The 19895-nt window shown below is 40.1% G+C and carries 16 protein-coding genes; 1 reads left to right on the forward strand and 15 read right to left on the reverse strand.

Annotation, left to right across the window (positions count from 1 at the left end; all coding sequences use genetic code 11):
- Window positions 1-865 precede the first annotated feature (865 nt).
- From LMB56_RS00770 to pth, 12 genes are all read right to left on the reverse strand, one after another.
- A complete protein-coding gene (locus LMB56_RS00770) occupies window positions 866-1399 on the reverse strand; it encodes a DUF7010 family protein (protein ID WP_229283379.1) in 534 nt (177 codons plus the stop codon).
- Between the two features lie 232 nt (window positions 1400-1631).
- The gene (lysS, locus tag LMB56_RS00775; RefSeq protein WP_228342120.1) at window positions 1632-3149 is read right to left on the reverse strand and encodes a lysine--tRNA ligase; all 1518 of its coding nucleotides are present in this window, start codon (window positions 3147-3149) and stop codon (window positions 1632-1634) included.
- A 20-nt stretch (window positions 3150-3169) separates the two neighbouring features.
- Window positions 3170-4171 (reverse strand): tRNA dihydrouridine synthase DusB, encoded by a 1002-nt coding sequence (gene dusB / locus LMB56_RS00780; RefSeq protein WP_003674674.1) that lies wholly within the window; start codon window positions 4169-4171, stop codon window positions 3170-3172.
- A gap of 107 nt (window positions 4172-4278) precedes the next feature.
- Entirely contained in the window at window positions 4279-5199 is a 921-nt protein-coding gene (gene hslO, locus LMB56_RS00785) for an Hsp33 family molecular chaperone HslO (RefSeq protein ID WP_003665660.1), read from the reverse strand.
- A gap of 90 nt (window positions 5200-5289) precedes the next feature.
- On the reverse strand, window positions 5290-7398 hold the full coding sequence (gene ftsH, locus LMB56_RS00790) for an ATP-dependent zinc metalloprotease FtsH (protein ID WP_066035757.1): 2109 nt from the start codon (window positions 7396-7398) through the stop codon (window positions 5290-5292).
- 231 nt (window positions 7399-7629) lie between these two features.
- On the reverse strand, window positions 7630-8172 hold the full coding sequence (hpt, locus tag LMB56_RS00795) for a hypoxanthine phosphoribosyltransferase (protein ID WP_003665656.1): 543 nt from the start codon (window positions 8170-8172) through the stop codon (window positions 7630-7632).
- On the reverse strand, window positions 8165-9559 hold the full coding sequence (tilS, locus tag LMB56_RS00800) for a tRNA lysidine(34) synthetase TilS (RefSeq protein WP_229283380.1): 1395 nt from the start codon (window positions 9557-9559) through the stop codon (window positions 8165-8167). Before tilS ends, hpt begins: the two co-directional genes overlap by 8 nt.
- A gap of 1 nt (window position 9560) precedes the next feature.
- On the reverse strand, window positions 9561-10055 hold the full coding sequence (locus LMB56_RS00805; protein WP_003665652.1) for a S1 domain-containing RNA-binding protein: 495 nt from the start codon (window positions 10053-10055) through the stop codon (window positions 9561-9563).
- 188 nt (window positions 10056-10243) lie between these two features.
- On the reverse strand, window positions 10244-10600 hold the full coding sequence (locus tag LMB56_RS00810; protein WP_020842863.1) for an FtsB family cell division protein: 357 nt from the start codon (window positions 10598-10600) through the stop codon (window positions 10244-10246).
- A 106-nt stretch (window positions 10601-10706) separates the two neighbouring features.
- Entirely contained in the window at window positions 10707-10973 is a 267-nt protein-coding gene (locus LMB56_RS00815) for an RNA-binding S4 domain-containing protein (RefSeq protein WP_229283378.1), read from the reverse strand.
- Window positions 10970-14509, reverse strand: a complete 3540-nt coding sequence (mfd, locus tag LMB56_RS00820; RefSeq protein WP_229283377.1) for a transcription-repair coupling factor — start codon at window positions 14507-14509, stop codon at window positions 10970-10972. Before mfd ends, LMB56_RS00815 begins: the two co-directional genes overlap by 4 nt.
- Window positions 14510-14527: 18 nt before the next feature.
- The gene (gene pth / locus LMB56_RS00825; RefSeq protein WP_003674660.1) at window positions 14528-15088 is read right to left on the reverse strand and encodes an aminoacyl-tRNA hydrolase; all 561 of its coding nucleotides are present in this window, start codon (window positions 15086-15088) and stop codon (window positions 14528-14530) included.
- A 205-nt stretch (window positions 15089-15293) separates the two neighbouring features.
- On the opposite strand from pth, the gene cbpA reads away from it, so the two are divergent.
- Window positions 15294-15932: a cyclic di-AMP binding protein CbpA gene (gene cbpA / locus LMB56_RS00830; protein ID WP_029507556.1), complete on the forward strand. Its 639-nt coding sequence runs from the start codon at window positions 15294-15296 to the stop codon at window positions 15930-15932.
- A gap of 108 nt (window positions 15933-16040) precedes the next feature.
- Here cbpA and LMB56_RS00835 read toward each other — a convergent pair whose 3' ends face one another.
- The 3 genes from LMB56_RS00835 to LMB56_RS00845 all read right to left on the reverse strand — a co-directional run bounded on the left by LMB56_RS00835 (window position 16041) and on the right by LMB56_RS00845 (window position 19821).
- The gene (locus LMB56_RS00835; RefSeq protein WP_003667252.1) at window positions 16041-16832 is read right to left on the reverse strand and encodes a 2-keto-4-pentenoate hydratase; all 792 of its coding nucleotides are present in this window, start codon (window positions 16830-16832) and stop codon (window positions 16041-16043) included.
- A gap of 377 nt (window positions 16833-17209) precedes the next feature.
- Window positions 17210-18454 (reverse strand): cytosine deaminase, encoded by a 1245-nt coding sequence (gene codA, locus LMB56_RS00840; RefSeq protein WP_153703529.1) that lies wholly within the window; start codon window positions 18452-18454, stop codon window positions 17210-17212.
- Window positions 18445-19821 (reverse strand): cytosine permease, encoded by a 1377-nt coding sequence (locus LMB56_RS00845; RefSeq protein ID WP_019254274.1) that lies wholly within the window; start codon window positions 19819-19821, stop codon window positions 18445-18447. The genes codA and LMB56_RS00845 overlap by 10 nt, the downstream gene beginning before the upstream one ends.
- Window positions 19822-19895: the final 74 nt, after the last annotated feature.

Raw genomic sequence — 19895 nt, forward strand, 5'->3', positions numbered from 1 at the left:
TTCAAATCACATCGTGATTGAAGACCCTACACATTTGATTCGTCGAAACTTTGTTCAGTTTTCAAAGGTCTACCTGTTGGCTAATTAAGCAGCCAATCAACATATTTATTATAACGTATATCGGATTAGCTTGTCAAGAAGAAATTTAATTAATTTTGAATTTCTTTTGATCGATAACTCAATCAGCAACTTTATTAATATATCATGTCGTCAAGCAGATGTCAACAATTATTTTTAACTTTTTTGTTAAACCATCTCAACAGCACTTAACTGTTTTGACAACGATAACTACTATACATGGATTTCATTCTTTCGTCAACACCTTTTTTCAACTTTTTTGAATTTTATTTTCATCGCTATCTATTAGCTTGTTAAACTCACTCTTCCTTTCACAAGCTTGCCCGCACCCCCTACCATTTTTGCCAATTAGCATTTCTTTACCATCCCGAAAATTACCCTTAATTAATATGGAGAATTAGTTTACGCAGCATCAATATTAAACTCAATTGGTAACTCGATGTGCTTATTTTTATCTTAACGCTGGAAACTATTATCCTAGATTTAAATTCTTATTTTATTCAAGTCAACAACTAATCTATTATTCAGTCACTAAATCAGTAGTTGAATAGCCGAAACAACTCAACTTTTATGTTTTCTTGGCAATCATTTTCTTACTATTGGTAAGAATTAAAATAATATAGCAAAAAAGGGGCTGTGACATAAATCAGGTTCCTTTCATAAAAGACAAATGGCGCAGTACAACAATGGCCTCCAACGCCCGGTAAAAAAACCGAATGTTGGAGGCCTATTGTTGCTTGCGGGGGCTCGAAAACGAAGTCACGAGTGACTTCTGTCTCGCTCCCCTTCAGTCAAGTTGATGATTTTCTAATATTAAGGTAATGCAAAATGCTGCTACCATGGCAAGCATAACTGATGCTAAAATAAACGGTTTGAAATTAATCCCCACCAATAAAGCTAATACCAAAATTACTATCGATGAAACAAAATAAGCCCTAGAATTATACAACCAACTATATGGCAGTAAATGAGCACCAAATATTATCGCTAACACCATTAGCATTTTATTGGGAATAGTCGGATAAATCCACATTGCAATTAGAAGATACAAAAGCTGATTCATCGAAAACAAAATCCCCAATTTAGTTAACGGATTTGTTTTATTTTGAAAATCCACATTAATCAATCGAGATATGAAATAAGATACTGGTAAAAGTAAGGCCGTACAGACAAATATGAATAAGTTTTTAGTAAGAACGGGAACATTAAGTAGTTCTACCGCAAGAATACTACCCCATACTACGATCGAAGCTATTATTATATGCAACCCACGCTTTTGTTTTACTATACAGTCTTGCTTTAACTTTTCTAATTCTCCCATCAATTCCCCTCATTTCTCCTCTAAATTGATAATTATTCTATCATATCTAAAACAGAAAAACTCGCACCCCACAAAAAATGAAATACGAGCTCTCTATTTTATGCTATTTTTTATTAAATTTGGTGTATTTTTGGTGTATATACACCCTAATTTCTAATCTTATAAAAAAATCATATCAGAACCTGCAAGTAGTTTTAGCATATTCTAAATGCCTTTATATCAACTATTCAGCTTACTTTTTCTTTTTCTTTGAATCGTTCTTAGCTTCCTTTTCTGGACGCATTGTTGGGAAGAGAATAACATCCCGAATAGATTTAGCATCAGTAAGGAGCATTACAAGACGATCGATTCCGATACCAAGTCCCCCAGTAGGTGGCATTCCGTATTCGAGGGCTTGAACGTAATCTAAGTCGACTGGTTCAGCCTCATCATTACCGTTAGCTTTTTCCTTTGCTTGCATTTCAAAACGTTCCTTCTGGTCAATTGGATCGTTTAATTCACTAAAGGCATTTGCCAATTCGCTACCATCAACATACAATTCGAAACGATCAGTCATCGCAGGATTATCAGCATTCCGCTTTGCTAATGGTGAAACTTCGACTGGGAATTCATAGACAAAAGTTGGTTGAATAAGTGTGTCTTCAACGAACTCTTCAAAGAATGCATTCAAGATATGTCCCTTTGTCCAGTAAGGCTTATATTCAACCTTGTGTTCATCGGCTAACTTCTTAGCATCTTCGTCCGTCATTGATTCATCGCTGAAGTCAATGCCAGTCTTTTCCTTAACGGCATCCACCATCGTGATCCGTTTAAAGTTCCCTCCAAGGTCGATTTCATGTCCTTGGTAAGTAATCTTTCCATCATCTGAAACAACTTTAGCTGCTGCCTTAACGATTCCTTCCGTTTCATCCATAACATCTTGGAAGTCAAAGTAAGCAGCATAAGTTTCCATTGTAGTAAATTCAGGGTTATGGTGAGGATCCATCCCTTCATTCCGGAAAATCCGGCCCAATTCGTATACTCGTTCAAAGCCACCAACGATTAACCGCTTAAGGTACAACTCAGTAGCAATCCGCAAGTACATATCAATATCAAGCGCATTGTGGTGAGTGATAAATGGCCGTGCATTAGCACCACCGGCTTGGGTGTTCAAAATTGGGGTTTCAACTTCTGTAAAGCCATTATCATCCATGTATTTCCGGACGGCCTTGATAATCGCTGTCCGTTGGTGGAAACGCTTGAAGCTTTCTGGGTTAGAAATTAAATCAAGGTAGCGCTGACGATAGATAGTTTCAGGATCAGTAACCCCATCCCACTTATTAGGAAGCGGACGCAATGCTTTTGACAAGAAGGTAATTTTATGTGCACGAACGGTTAATTCACCTGTATCCGTTTTGATAACATCCCCTTCAATTCCAAGGAAGTCACCAATATCTGACCGTTTGAAAACATGGTAAGGTTCATCCCCAACCATATCCTTACGAGCGTAAACTTGAATCTTACCAGTTCGATCAACAAAGTCAGCGAAACCAGCCTTACCACTACTCCGCTTTCTTGTCATTCGACCCGCAATAATTACTTTGGCACCCATCTCGTTTAATTCTTCTTTATCGTATTGATCAAACTTATCATGCAAGTCTTGGGCAAGATGGTCTCGTTTGAAGCGGCGGCCAAATGGTTCAATCCCCGCTTCTTTTAACTCTTCCATTTTTTCACGCCGAACGCGCATTTGATCTAGTTCTTGTGACACTTAAGTTCTCCTCCTCGTAATTAGGCTTGCTGTCTTTTTGCAGCCCGTTCTGCAGTTTGTTCAGCAAAGCGGTCAAAAATATCGTTCATTTCATCAAGTGTTTCTGCCTCGACTAACGCTACTTTAGTCCGGGCAGCACGCGGAATACCCTTGATATAGTACGTCGATAACCCACGGAACTCACGAACACCAACATATTCACCCTTTAAATCAACCAAACGATTAAGGTGATCTTTGGCCATTTCAATCTTTTGTTCTGGAGTTGCTTCTGGGAGCAGCTCACCAGTCTCTAAGTAATGTTCAGTCCGCTTTAGCATCCATGGGTTACCCATCGCTGCCCGCCCGATCATTGCGGCGGTTGCGCCAGTCATATCAAGGATCTTCTTAGCATCTTCTGGTGTCTTCACATCACCATTAGCCATGAACGGAATTTTCAATTGACTCGCTACTTCTTTTAGTATATTCCAATCTGCTTGTCCCGTATACATTTGTTTTCGAGTTCGACCATGCATCGCAATCGCGCTAGCTCCTGCCCGTTCAGCTGCTAATGCATTTTCAACAGCTAAAATATGCTTGTCGTCCCAACCGGTTCGCATCTTAACGGTAACCGGCTTCTTAACAGCATCAGTAACATATGACACCATTTCATAGACTTTATTAGGATCCAGTAACCATCGTGCACCCGCGTCAGTTTTTACAACCTTATTAACAGGACACCCCATATTTATATCAATCACGTCAGCTGCTGTATGTTGATCCACATACTTAGCAGCCTCAACTAATGTCTCTTTGGTTCCACCGAAAATTTGAATTCCCATTGGATGTTCTTCAGGATCGACATCCATCATATTTAAAGTTCGTTGATTATGGTACATAATGCCACGGTCTGAGATCATTTCACAGACAACGTAGCCAGCACCAAATCTTTTACAGATAACCCGAAAGGCGGAATTGGTTACTCCAGCCATTGGTGCAACAACAACTTGATTAGGAATTTCAACGTTACCGATCTTCCACTTCATTTTTTCACCTCATTACTGCTTAAGAAACTGTGCTGGCCATCCAGTTTCATTTTTAATTGTCCGATAACTCAACTATCATAGCATATCAACGCGCTTAGCACCAAAAATTACTTTTCATCTGTTGATTTTTTATCATCATTCGCAGTCATTTCCGCGTAGATCTTCTTTAATTCGTCTTCGTTAAATTCGTACTTCTTCCCACAGAATTGGCAAACAGCTTCCGCATGGTGGTCTTCGTCAATCAACTTCTTCATATCATCTTTAGAAATACTTGCAAGGGCGTGGGCAAAACGTTCTTTCGAGCAATCACATGCATAACGAACTGGCATCGTTTCAAGGATCTTTAAGTCATCGCCAAAAATCTTCTTCAAAATATCTTCTGGCGTATCACCATCACGTAACATCTGTGATACCAATGGCAAGCCCTTCAATGTCTTTTCAAGTTTGCTGATTTCTTCATCGCTAGCACCAGGCATTACTTGAATCATGAAGCCGCCAGCAACGTCAATATTTTCATCAGGATTAACGAATACTGAAAGACCAACCGCAGAAGGAATTTGTTCAGATTGAGCAAGGTAGTAAGTAAAGTCATCACCAAGTTCACCAGAAACCAAATTTACTTCACCGGTATATGGTGTCTTGTCGCCAGGAGCCATCTTGGTTACAGAAAGGGTACCTTGATTACCAATTGCCTTTGCGACATCAATCTTTCCCTTATCATTGGCTGGTAAAGAAACGTGTGGATTACCCATGTAGCCTTTTACGGTTCCTTCAGCAGTTCCATCCGCAATAATAAAGCCAACCGGACCATTCCCTTGAATCTTAACCGTCATTCCTGCTTCCCCTTGTAAGCTAGAAGTAGCCAAAAGAATCGTTCCAATTAACGTTCGACCAAGAGCAGCTGAAGAAGCACTCCATGTATCATGAATTTCGTGTGCCTTTTGAACGACTTGGGTAGCATTTACAGCATAAGCCCGAAACTTTCCATCCTTGGTCATTGACTTTACTAAATAATCTGTTGTTTTCATTTTAAATTCCTCCTTAAAATTTAACCCAAAGAAAAGACGGAAGACCACCACCTACCAATCAGGTTTTGTATCTTCCGTCTTTTCAATAGTTTACTTGTCTTCAGAATTGTCTGAATCATCACTTGATTGTGAATCATTTGAGTTATCACTCTTAGCATCGGATGAATCATTTTGATTATCCTTCGCTTCATCGTGACGCTCATTTTCCAATCGTTCAAGTTCACGCTTGGATTCTTCAAAGGTTTGTGCGCGTGCCTCTTCGTCTTCAGCAGCAACATCCTTATCAGGAACTTTTCCAGTCTTATAAAGACTAAGAATTTGTTTTTCATCAAGCGTTTCGTACTTGAGTAATGCTTCAGCGATTTGCTTATGTTGCTCACGGTGCGTCTCAATAATGTGTAAGGCAGTTTCGTGCCCTTCAGTTAAGATTCGACGTACTTCTTCATCAACTAAAGCAGCAGTCTTTTCGGAGTAAGGCGATTGGTCATAGCCTTGACCTGTAAAGACCTGACCAGAACTTTGCAGTTCTACTGGACCAATCTTATCACTCATTCCGTACTGGGTAACCATTGAACGAGCAATTTGGGTCGCTTGTTCAAAGTCATTCGAAGCTCCTGAAGATTGTGACTTAAAGACAAGCTCTTCAGCAGCCCGTCCACCCATCAGACCAGCGATTTGTTCCATCGCATTCTTTTTCGACATTAACATCTGATCTTCACGTGGAAGCATGATAGCATATCCACCTGCGCGACCACGTGGGACAATGGTAACCTTGTGCACAACTCGTGCGTCATTTAATACAAGACCCACAATCGTGTGACCTGCTTCGTGGTATGCAACAGTCTTTCGTTCTTGTTCAGATTGGACACGGTTATGCTTAGCTGGTCCAGCAATTACCCGGTCTTCTGCTTCATCTAAGTCAGCAGCATCAATCTCAGTTTTGTTCCGCCGCGCAGCTAATAAAGCCGCTTCGTTTAATAGGTTAGCTAAATCAGCCCCAACAAACCCAGGAGTCTGTTTAGCAATTTCCTTTAAGTCAACGTCGCTTGCCATTGGCTTGTTCTTAGCATGAACTCGTAAAATGGCTTCACGGCCCTTAACATCTGGACGACCGACTAAAATCTTTCGATCAAAACGTCCTGGACGTAAAAGGGCGGGATCTAAGACATCTGAACGGTTAGTAGCTGCCATGACAATGATTCCTTCATCGCCTTGGAAACCATCCATTTCAACTAACAATTGGTTCAATGTTTGTTCACGTTCATCGTGACCGCCACCCATGCCGTTTCCACGGCGCCGACCAACAGCATCAATTTCATCAATAAAGATGATTGCCGGAGCAGCTTTCTTGGCTTGATCAAACAAGTCACGAACACGACTGGCACCAACACCGACGAACATTTCAACAAAGTCAGAACCAGAGATTGAGAAGAATGGTACCCCTGATTCACCGGCAACCGCCTTAGCTAGCAAGGTCTTACCAGTACCTGGAGGCCCCTCTAGTAAAACACCAGATGGAATACGAGCACCAAGCTTAGTGAATTTCTTTGGATTCTTCAAGAATTCAACGATTTCAACCAATTCTTGTTTCTCTTCTTCTTCACCGGCAACATCCGAGAAACGCACTTTGTTTTTCTTAGCATCAGATGGCTTAGCCTTGGTCTTACCAAAGCTCATCACTCCACGGCCGCCGCCACCTTGACCAGCTTGGCCCATCATCATGTAGAAGAAGAAAATCATGATGACTAATGGCAAGACAGTCAACAACAGGTTCATCCAGACACTATTAGATTCTTCAGCACGAGTACTAATCTTTACATTATGACGGTTAGCATAGTTTTGAAGTTGACTAACAGTTACGTCACTTTCCAAAACAGAACTTTGGAATTGAGTTACCTTATTGTTTCGTTGTGGTGTAAGAGCAAAGCCAGTATTGTTGGCGGAGTTGTCATTATTTGACTGGGGTTTACGGTAAGTACCAGTAACCTTATATACACCACCATTTGGCTGAAGCTGAACGCTCTTAACCTTATTACTCTTCAGTTCGGAGATAAACTCGCTTTGGGAAACTGTCTTACTTTGTCCTGTTGAGGTATTGCCCCCAAAGAAGAAGTAGGCGATTCCCATAATACACAAGAACATCACGGCATAGAAGAGAACGTTATGAGTAAAATTATTTTTTTTACGATTGTTGTTCATAACAACCTCCTATCTACCAGCAACGATATTTTTAATTGTAGTCACTATCATAGCATATTTGACAAATATTGACCATTAATTTCACAGAAGAATTAATAGTTTTATCGCCAATGTTATTAATAATACATACTACATATTTACGGATCCATAAAAATGGACGTTAATTAAGAATATCTTTAAAATACCGTCCATTTAATATTGATTTTCCGTCATCCTAATTATCTAACATTTTTAATCATTTTGGTATACAGATGGCTTCAAAATTCCAACATATGGCAAATTTCGGTAGAATCCTTTGTAATCAAGACCATACCCAACCAAGAATTCTTTAGGAACCGTAAAGCCAACATAGTCAGGTTCGACATCTACTTTCCGACCTTCTGGCTTATTTAATAATGAACAAACCTTGATGCTCTTTGCTCCCCGGTCAGCTAAAAGGTCCATCAAGTATTTCAAAGTACGACCAGTATCAACAATATCTTCCATAATTAGAACATGCCGGTCTTTAACATCTGTTTTCAAATCATGAATAAGTTTAACTTTTCCAGTCGAACCTAAGCCACCAAAATAACTAGAAACATCAATAAAGTCGATTTGGGCCATGATGTCTAGCCGTTCGATCATATCAACAGTAAATAAAACTGCTCCGCTTAGAACGGAAATGATAATTGGCCGTTTATCCTTATAATCTTTTGTTAAGTCCGTTGCTAATTCGTCCATTCGTTTGCCAAGCATTTCTTCACTATATAAGACACGCTCAATATCGTTATTCATTTACTTTCTTCTCCTTATTTTTTATTCCAACAAAACATGGCTGCCATGTCAGCTGATAGCCGGTTGGCCGTTCAAACCAACTCCACTTTTGATTAACTATCCAGACGACCTCGTCATGCGCATCAACCAGGACCATTTGCTGGTCACGCTGTTTTCGGGAAACTTTTTGGTTGATTAGAACCCGTTTGACTAACTGGTGATGGCCATTTTTTAAGCGAATACGATCTTTTTGTCGCCATTGTCGTAGCCGCAGCGGAAATTGATCGGGAGCAAGCCATTGCGAAACTACCTGCTCTTCATCCTTGAAAAACGACTTTTCAGCTGACACTGCCATTAAGTTTATTGGATCTACTTGATACCATTGTTCCAATTTTATCACATGATCTTGGGGCTTTTGTAGGTTCTCAAGCGGATTATCCAATTTTTTTAACGCACAAGTAGCGTAGGATTTCTCAAGAATATATCGGTGCGGCAATTCAATGATTTGCTGTGGCTTTTGCTCGTTTTCTAAGGCCTCCAACAATTCATCAAGTTGCTGGTCCTTAATATCATATATTCCTTGTTGATTAAACCATTGTCGTAAAATTTCTTTTCGAATAATTTCCTTGTTTTTCGCTAACCTTGCCAGGATCATTCTTCCTTGTTGATCAACACATGCTGCTAATTGATCTGCAACTTCTTGGTCACGCCAGGCAAGGAGATCCGTTAACTGTTGATGATAGCTTTCGAGGTGAGAAAGCAACTGGGGATTTTCTTCTTCAAGCATTGGAATTATCGTATGCCGAAATCGATTCCGTTGAATGTTCAAGTCCTTATTTGTCTTATCCTCATACCACTTAAGATGATGCTGTAAAGCATATTTCTTTAGCTGCTGTTTACTAAAGGGTAAAAGTGGCCGAATTAAGGTGCCAGAAGCAAATGGGCGCCGATCCCGTATTCCCACTAATTGACTCAACTGACCACCACGAGTCATCTTCATCAGCATTGTTTCTGCTAGATCATTTTGGTGGTGTGCAGTTAGCAGAATGCTTGCCCGATTATCTTTCATTACTTTCCGGAAAAATTGGTAGCGGGCTTGCCGAGCAGCGTTTTCGATCCCGGTCTGTGGATGAAGATCTTGTGGCCAGTGTGTAACCGCTAGTTTTAAATCATTTTGTTTACAATATTGCCGAATGAATCGTTCTTCAAGCTGGCTTTGTTTTCGTAACTCATGGTTCATATGGGCAACGATAATCTGGGGACGATTCTTTGACGACAAGTGCTGCAAGAGATCTAACAGAACCATCGAATCGACCCCGGTTGAAACGGCAACTACTACCTTATCCTGGGTAGCAAAAAAGCGACTCCTTTCTAGGTGTCGCTCAAATGCTTGTTGTAAATCCGTCATATTAGCTCCGTCGACCACCACGGCCTCCACGCTTACCATCAGTTTGACGCTTCAAAGTAGATAAACGTGATTCACTTTCCTTTAAGTAGCCAGCTAACATGTCATTAAAGTCTTCGTGTTGGTGACTGTTATGGTGGCGACCACTAAAGCCACCACGGAAGTTATCATTGTGGCCACGGAAATTGTTATTCCGTTCGTGATGAAAATCCCGGTGATTATTTTCACGATGATGGTTATTTTCATGATGATCTTGATGTTCACGAGGAGCTGCGGCCTTGATTGAAAGGGCAATCTTACCGTCATCACCAATCCGTGTTACTTTTGCTGTAACTTCATCCCCGACAGCCAATACATCATGAACATCCTTGATATATTTATCAGAGATTTGACTGATGTGTACTAGCCCTGTCTGATTGTCATCTAAATCAACGAATGCACCAAAATTAGTGATTCCTGAAACTTTACCTGAAACCTTTGCTCCAACTTCAATTGCCATGAAACCTATAGATCCTCCTGAACCATCTCATATTTTTGTATTTGAGTATATCATAACTTCATCTTGAAAACGTATGAAAATAACTAAACTTCTCATAAAAAACTAAGCTGAAAAATCACCCAATTACATTCTTAATTTTAACATTTAAAATATTCTAACCCTACAAAAAACATCCTATTTTGTGATCATTAGTTCAAATTATAGATTATCTCGCCCTTCTTAGAGTAGTTATACTTGGCACGGATAACCTGCTGAATATATTCGGGATTATGCAACAACTTAATTTGACGTTGCAGTTGTTGATTCTTTTGCTTTTGTTTTGTTAATTGTGATTGTGCTTGTCGAATATTGCCATTAATATCCGCTAATGTCCGTTTACTCTGAAATATCTGAATTCCAAAGATTAAGAATATAACCAAAAAAACGGCAATAATCCGCTGACAACGGCGCTTATGCACATGCCGATTATATGTTTTTTGATTCGAAACCTGGCGGGCATATGGGGTATTTAATTGTGAAACTTTGCTATCAGATTGTCCTTTCATCTGACATTCCCCTCCATTTTAACTTATCACGCTTTAAGTATAGCAAGATACCGCGGAGAATGTCCATATGATTATCAACTTTTTTATATCTCAGAAGACATTATAGTTAGTCAAAGGATTCCGCATAAGTTTCATCGACAATTTCATACATATCTTCTGCTTCACTCTTTTTTGTTGTTTCAACAATCCGATTAATCTTAACTGTTTCGGTCTTATTACCAAACTTAATTGTTAAAGTATCACCAACCGCTACCCGACTGGATGATTTTGCTGGTTGACCATTAATTAAGATCCGTCCTTGATCCGCGATTTCCTTAGCAATTGATCGACGTTTAATAATCCGTGATACTTTCAAAAATTTATCTAATCTCATTTTTCCGCTCCTTTTTCATCGGCTTGAATAACGTTTCCTAAAGCCGTTACAAATTGTAGTAGCTGGTGAAGCCAATCATCAGTAGTCATTTTAGGTTGAATAACCAGCCGAATCGTTAGTTGCTGATCGTCCTCACCAATTGTTGCTTTGAACCGCGTATTAGCTAGCTCCTTAATTATTGCGGGGGCTTTAATCAAGCGACTAGCACGTTTGGTAAACTTAATATTAATATTATCCCGTTGCCGCTTAATCTCAGCAATCATTGCCAGATCAGCATGATTCTTCAATTGACTTACAAGCAACAGCGTCCCAACCGGTGCTGGGTAATCGCCAAACCGATCAATCAAGTCACCTTGAATATCAATAACTTCTTCATCCGTCTTAGCTTGGCGAATTGTCTTATATAATTCGATCTTTTGCCGTTGATCTGCAATATAATCTGTTGGTAGGTAAGCTTCAACCCCTAACTCAACTTCCGCATCGGAGTGAATAGTTTGTTTCTTACCCTGCTTTTTAGCTACCGCATCACTAAGCATCGCCGAATATAGGTCATAACCAACAGAATCGATAAATCCATGCTGCTGTTTTCCCAAGAGGTTTCCAGCTCCCCGAATAGCAAGGTCCCGCATCGCAATCTTAAATCCAGACCCCAACTCGGTAAAATCACGAATTGCAGCTAGCCGCTTTTCTCCTAATTCGGTTAGGACCTTATTAGGCTGATACATAAAGTAAGCATAAGCCACCCGATTACTACGGCCAATCCGTCCACGAATCTGATATAGCTGTGCTAACCCCATCCGATCAGCATTTTCAACAAAGAGGGTATTCGCATTCGGGATATCAACCCCCGTTTCAATAATAGAGGTAGTCACTAATACATCGTAATTTCCTTGAATAAACTCATAGAGGACTGTCTCCAGTTCATTTTCACTCATTTGACCATTAATATAGCCAATTCGGGCTTCAGGAACAAGTTCTTGTAACCATGCCACTGTCTCTTCAATGTCATGAACGCGATTATGAAGGTAATAAACCTGTCCGCCACGTTGCATTTCACGAATAATCCCATCGCGAATCGCACTACTATTTTCCTCCATTACATAGGTTTGGATTGGGTAACGACCAGCAGGCGGTGTTTCAAGAACTGATAAGTCTCGTACGCCCAGCATTGACATATGTAATGTCCGGGGAATCGGGGTTGCCGTCAAAGTTAAAACATCAACATTGTTTTTTAATTGTTTTAGTTTTTCCTTATGTTTTACCCCAAAACGCTGTTCCTCATCAACAATTAACAAGCCAAGGTCCTTAAATTCAACATCCTTTGATAGGATTCGGTGGGTCCCAACAACAACATCAACGCTTCCATCCTTTAACCCTGCTTCTGTCTCTTTTAGCTCTTTTGGCGTCTTGAAACGTGACATCAAGGCAATGTTGATTGGGAAACCTTCAAACCGGCGCATAAGGGTGTTGTAGTGTTGCTGGGCAAGAACAGTTGTTGGTACAAGGAAGGCAACCTGCTTTCCTCCAGTGACTGCCTTAAAAATTGCCCGCATTGCAACTTCGGTTTTACCATAGCCGACATCCCCCACCAATAGGCGATCCATCGGCTTTGGCTTTTCCATATCTTCTTTAATTTCATCAATACTCCGCAACTGATCACGAGTCTCATTATATGGGAAATTAGCATCAAATTGTTTTTGGAGATAATCGTCTTTCGGAAAAGCATACCCCTTCTCCGCTTCTCGCTTAGCATATAAGTCAACTAATTCATCAGCGATATCTTCAATTTTTGAAGAAACGCGCCGTTTAGTCTTTGCCCATTCGTTACCGCCAAGCTTGTTGATATGCGGGGTCTTAGATTCTGATGATACATACTTTTGGACAAGATTTAGCTGGGTTACTGGCACATATATCTGAGCGTTATCCCGGTAATTTATGATCATGTAGTCTTGGTGAACATGATCAACTTCCATCGTCTTAATTCCACTAAAAATCCCAATTCCATGATTGACATGAACTACATAGTCACCCGGTTTAAGGTCAGTATAATTTTTTAATCGTTCGGCATTGGCAAGTTTTTGTGGACGATGATGAACCTTTTTTACCTGCTTAAACATCTCGCTTTCTGTAATAACAACCAGCCCAGCAAGCGGCATTTCAAATCCATTGTTTAAGTTAGCAGCAACAATTTGCACAACATTCGGCTTGATATTTGTCAATTCAGTTTCTGTCGCAGTGATATCAAAGTCAGCAAGTGTTTGGGCAATTTGCTTTCGTCGTTCTGGACTATTAGCCATCAGTACTACTGTTTGCCCTTGATCAATCCACCGTTGAAGTTCGGCTTTCAGCAGTGGCATTTGCCCAAAGAAACGTTGCATGGTTCTGCTTTTTAAGTCGGTAATTTGGCTAAGTTTAATATTACCGAGACCTTTTTTAAATAGGGCGCCATAAATTTGCGGATGCAGGTCTTTTTTTATTATGGCCGATACGTCATTGCTAAGATCTGGAATAGCCGTTAATTGGTGGTGGGCAACCTTATCTTTAAACCAGCCTGCATCTTCCTGGGTCATCTGTTTGGCAAATTGCTTTATCCGCGTCAGGTCATCAAAGTAAATCGTCCCATCATCAGGAAGATAATCAAATAAGGAATGCTTAGCCGGATAAACTAGGTTGCTAAATTCTAAAAGTTCATTAGGCAAATGCTGGTTCTTAAGCGCGTTCAATAATGGTTCAAAGCGGTTAGCCACCTGCTGTTTAATATCAGCATCGTCAGCACTTAACTCCTTCACTACCTTTTTATATTCAGTATCAAGGGCTTCATACACCCGCGAAAATTCAGTCGCCGGGATAATAAAATCTGTTGCCGGCAGTATCTGAACTTCTTCAACGTTGTCAATACTCCGCTGGGTACTAGCATCAAAATACCGGAGTGAATCAACTTCTGTATCAAAGAGATCAATTCTAACTGGATTATCAGTATTTAAGGCATAGATATCAATAATCGACCCACGAATTGCAAAATCACCAGGACGCAAGACCATTTTTTGATATTGGTACCCCATTGCGCTTAACTGCTGCCGAATTTTAGCTGGATCCACTTCCCCGCCAGTCTTAATTTTTAACGAGGACTGAGCAAAGTATTCCGGTGAAATAATATTGCGCCGTAATCCCGCAGCAGACGCAACCACAACTGCCGGTTCGTTATTAATCAACGCATTCAAGGCCAGTACCCGCTGAAGACGATAGTTAGGAGAACTAGTTGCTACTTCCGCTGCTAAAACCTCTTCAACCGGAAACTGATAAACACGACTGGCAGGAAGGAGGTTCTCTAAGTCACTAGCTAATTCCTGCATATGGGAAATCGTGTCGGTCACTACTAGAATTGGTCGCTGCCCTTCTTTAGAAAGAGCACTTAGCAATTCAATTCGCGCTGATCCAGAAATCCCAGTTATTAATTGATGGTTCTTTGGTTGGAGGTCAGCCGTAATTTGTTTAAATGATGGCGTCTTCTCGATTAAATTTTCTATTTGCACCATCAACGCCACCTTTCTATTTTAATTATAAGCATTCATTAACTTGGCAAAATCTTCCCCATTAATCCAGTCTTCTAATGCATGCTCAGCTTGTTCAACAGCTTGGTCAAATTTTGGTCGTTCTTCTTTAGAAAATTTACCTAAGACATGACTAACGACTGTTCCATGTTGAGGATGGTCAATCCCTACTTTTACCCGGTTGAAGTTCTTGGTTCCTAACGCGCTGATAATGCTTTTAAGCCCGTTATGACCACCAGAAGCTCCATGTGTTTTTAAACGTACTTTGCCAACTGGCATATCCAAGTCGTCATTAACGATTACGAGATCATCCAAATCAATATCATAATAGTCTACTAGCGGTCCGACTGCTCGTCCTGAATCATTCATGAACGTCGTCGGCTTGACTAACATTACTTTTTCACCATTAATCACCCCACTAACTGCTACTGCTTCCTGCTTTAGGTGGGTGAATGCTCCCAGGTGATAATCTCGTGCTAGTTGATCAACCACCATAAAGCCAGTATTATGACGGGTTTCATCATACCGCGTCCCAATATTTCCTAAGCCAACAATCATTTTCATTATTCTTTCATTCCTTTCACGAAAAAAAGCCGCACGGTCACTCTCCCCGTCCAGCATAAATTTTAACTAGTATTATACCCTATGTTAATTTTTTCAGCATACTAATTTGAATTACCAGTATAAGCTTTCTAATTTTTTTCTAATCCTTTTGATAGAAATATGTTATTATAATTGGTGCACTTAATCGATAAAAAGGATGTTAATTATGATTTTCAATTCATTAATCAAACCCAAAGCAACCTTAACAACTCTTCCAGAAACAGCGACATTAGATGAGGCTCTGACTGTCTTAGAGGATACTGGCTATCGCTGTGTACCAGTTTTGGATAAGTCGGGAAAGATTTTTCGGGGAAATATTTACAAAATGCACCTTTACCGGCACAAGGCACGAAATGGAGATATGCATTTACCGGTAACTGCATTATTAAAAAATGCCACTAAATTTATCTCAATTAACGCCGCTTTCTTCTCTATCTTCTTTGCTATTCGTGATCTTCCATATATTGCGGTACTGGACAACAATAACCAGTTTTACGGAATACTAACCCACAATAGTCTTTTACGAATGCTAGCTGCTGGGTGGAACGTCAATAACGGAAGCTATGTTCTAACCGTCATTACTCCTGATGAACGGGGAGCGCTGGTGACGGCTGCCAAAGAAATCACTCGTTTTTGTCAGATCGTAAATGTCATTTCACTCGATCCCAAAGACGAGACAATGAAACGAGTCTTATACACCTTACCTGCTGATGTTACCAAAGAAAAGATGGAACGAATTGTTAAACGACTTGAGAAAAAAGGGTTGGAAGTTTCAGAAATTGAAGACTTGCACCAAAGCTATTAAATATTAAAGCGACCTGTGATTAACTCAACCACAGATCGCTTTTTAATTCTCAAAATATTAATTTCCGTTGGCGATTCCTCACCCAATTTTCCCACCTGCTTTCAACACTTATTTTGCATTAACCACAACGTTTCCTAAACCGCTATCAAACTCAACTTCCCACTTACCAGCAGTGAGCTTAGGTGGTAAGACAAATGTTCCGGATGATACCATTTGACCCTTGGTAAATGCTTTTCCTTGTTCAGCTAATTTTTGCACTAACCATTGAAGAGACTTAAAGGGATTGCCCAAAACTTCTGATGATACCCCTTCTTTTAATTTCTCACCATCTTTGAATAAAACAGCATGAACATTAGCAGCATCGTCAACGTTTTCAAATACACTATCTGCATCATGTTCTTCACCATATACAACAAGACCACCAACAGCACAATCAGCCATTACATTATATTTTCCTAAATCTGGAAACCAGTCGACAAAACGTGCATCAGGCAATTCTAAGGCACCCGCAACAGTTACCTTATGAAATAAATCTTCTAATGTATCACTAGGCTGCAAGTCTTCTTTTGCGCGGAAGGTTAATTCAACCTCTAATAACGGTTCGTTTAACATCTGCAAGTCAACATCCGCTGGTGACTGTAGGAATCGTTCAGCAACTTGTTGTCCGTACAATGGTGAATCAGCATCAAACATGTCTTGAGTTTCTTTACTAGTTAACGAAACTTTATAGCCTGCAGTTGGCTTTCCTTTTAACTTTACTACCGCATCTTGAACTGCATATGCTGTTTCATCATCAGTAACAACATCTTTCCATTCTTCCTCGTTTAACGGCGTATTAGTGTCATAAGCTTCAAAAAGAGCCTTAGCAAATTCTTCCTGTCGTGCGTTTAATTCAGTCATAATAATTACCTCCAAGACAAAATATTTTCTTAAAATTTAGAAAGAAAAAAGCGTCCTTACATTGCTTTATCGCAATTGTAAGAACGCTTCTGCGCGGTACCATCCTACTTTGATCAACTCGTAGTCAATCCTCTCATTCACAAACAATCATTTGTGGCCAAAATAATGGATGGCAGCCAACCTCAGCTTACTTGGTTTCAGCCGGTAACTCAGGAATGATTAACAATTAGAAATCTCGATCAGCTCACACCACCCGCTAATTCTCTGTCACCAATTTCAAATCGTTATTTCCTTCAGCGTTTTTCTAATCTAAATTTAATTGTTGGATATAATATACCGGTCATTCCCTAACTTGTCAATAACTATTATGAGTTTTTTTAATTTTGTTTGATATTAACTTTGGTTTCAGCTGGTTTCGTCTCGGCAAGGACTTTCCCATGACGAATATTATAAAGAACTTCAACATGCTTATTAAGAGCATTATAGAAATCGTGGGCATTCAATAAGATACAGTTTGCCGGTTTTCCTACTTCAATTCCATAATTATCACTAATATGCAATGTCTTAGCACCGTTATAGGTTACGTAATTAAAGGCATCTTGCAGTTGGTGATACCCCATCAAGTGAGCAATATAAACACCCATCGTAACCGCATCTAACATGTTACCATCGCCGAGAGGATTCCACGGATCTTGGATATCATCCTCACCAAAGGAAACATTAATCCCCGCTCCTGTTAATTCCTTAATCCGGGTAACGCCGCGACGCTTTGGGTAAGTATCGAAACGGCCGCCAAGGTGAACATTAACTAATGGATTAGATACAAAATTAATATCACTCATCTTTAATAGACGGAATAATTTATAAGTATAAGCATCATTATATGAGCCCATCGCTGTCGTATGACTTGCTGTGACCCGGTCCTTCATCCCTCGTTCATAAGCTTCGGTCGCTAAAACTTCAAGGTTACGCGAAGCTGGGTCATCGATTTCATCACAGTGGACGTCAACTAAACGATCATACTTATCCGCGAGAGCCATTAAGAAATGGACAGATTGCCACCCATATTCAGTTGTAAACTCAAAATGGGGAATACCACCAACGACATCTAATCCTTCTTTAACCGCCTGCTCCATTAATTCACGTCCATGAGGATAGCTAAGAATGCCTTCTTGTGGAAAAGCAACCAACTGCAAGTCGATTTGGTCTTTTAATTCTTCACGCAATTCGAGGAGAGCACGGGCAGCAATCAAATGAGGATCAGTCACATCAACATGGCTCCGTACGTGTTGAATTCCATGACCAACCATATTTAGTAATGTCTTTTTCGCACGCGATTTAACATCTTCCTTAGTTAAATCTTGTTTCCGTTCACTCCAAATCCGGATACCATCAAATAAAGTCCCGGTTTCATTCCATTCTGGCTGACCAGCAGTAAGCGTAGCATCTAAGTGAACATGAGAATCAACAAATGGTGGTAAAAGTAAATTTTCTTTACCGTCAATAACTTCTTCACCGTCATGGGGCGTTAAGTTAGCCTTAATCTCACTAAATTTTCCATTGAGAATTCGAACATCGACTACTTCTTCATGATTATCAACATGTACATTTTTTAATAGCATAATTCATCTTCCTTTCGGTCAACCAGCAACATAATTCCATAATATAGGATACCACTCAAACACATATCAATAAATGTTGCTCCAATCGTATTTACGAAGATTGGCAACTGATGAACCCCTAAGAAGAAGGCAACCCCGATAGCAAAAACAATAATTGCTACCCAGTTGACGCCTCCGCGATACCAATATTTTCCACCAACTTTACCTAATTCATCAACATCATATTGCCGGTGAGCACGGAAATAAAAATCAGTACAAATAATAGCAATCGTCGGGCCTAACACCATCCCCACATAGTCAAGAAAGGATTCAAAAGCACTCAAGAAACTACCGACAAACATCGGAATAAAGGTCACAACTGTCGCAAGCAATACTACGATCCATAATGAATACTTTAATTTGAGCTTTGTAAAGATATTTGAAAGAGCTGATCCGGCCGCTAATAAGTTAACAGCATTGGCCGTCATCGAGGTCAAAATAATAACAAGGAGGGCAACTATCCCCAGTCCTAACTTACTAGCAATCGTTGAGGGATCGGAGTTATTTGCGTTATATACCCCACTTGAAATTGCAATACTAATTGTTGAAATCAAGCCGATAAAAGCAAACCATACAACCCCTAGTAAAGCACCAAAAAACGGCGTCAAAGTCGCATTCTTTTCCTTAGCAGTAAAGCGGGTGAAATCAGCACCGGCAGTTACCCAGGCTAAATTAAAAGCTGCTACATAATCGACCGCCGCGCCGACTGCCATTTTTGATTGCGCAGGAACATGCCAATTTACAATTTGACTAAAGGAAACAGTTCGAAAAACAGCCACTGACTCCCAAATGACAAATACAAGAACAAGAATTATTCCTAAGCGTTCAATCATTTGGACCGAACGTGATCCGCTAGAAACACTAATGATATGGAGAATGCTCATGATAATAATCCCGACTACTAGCCCTAAATAGCCGCCATGCTGTCCCCACACAGGCCATCCTAGTAAGTCATGGAAAAGAATGCTTACCGATTGGGCCGCAATAAAAGTATTAACCGCTGTCCAACCAATAAATTGGGTAATATTAACTAATGATGGGAGATAACTACCCCGTTCACCAAATGAGGCACGGCTTAAAGTCATCGTCGATACCCCAGTCTTATAACCAATGTAACCTACCAAACTTAAAAATACATATGATAAGGCAGATGACAATACTAAGACCTTCATGGCAACCGAAAATCCACAAGCGGCGAGTACTCCGCCGACAAACCATGTCCCATTATTAGCATTTGCCCCGACCCACGTGGCAAACATATCCCAAGTATTAGTCTTTCTGTTCTTCATTGGAATACTAAAAATTGTTGTCCCCTTTTGTTCTTTCACAAGATATCCTCCTTAGACCTAAAAAAGCTCTAGTCCCTTTAATGGTCCTAGAGCTTTACAAAAGAGGAAGCATA

Origin of the sequence: Limosilactobacillus reuteri, assembly GCF_020785355.1 — a bacterium.
In the GTDB taxonomy this organism is placed as follows: domain Bacteria; phylum Bacillota; class Bacilli; order Lactobacillales; family Lactobacillaceae; genus Limosilactobacillus; species Limosilactobacillus reuteri_I.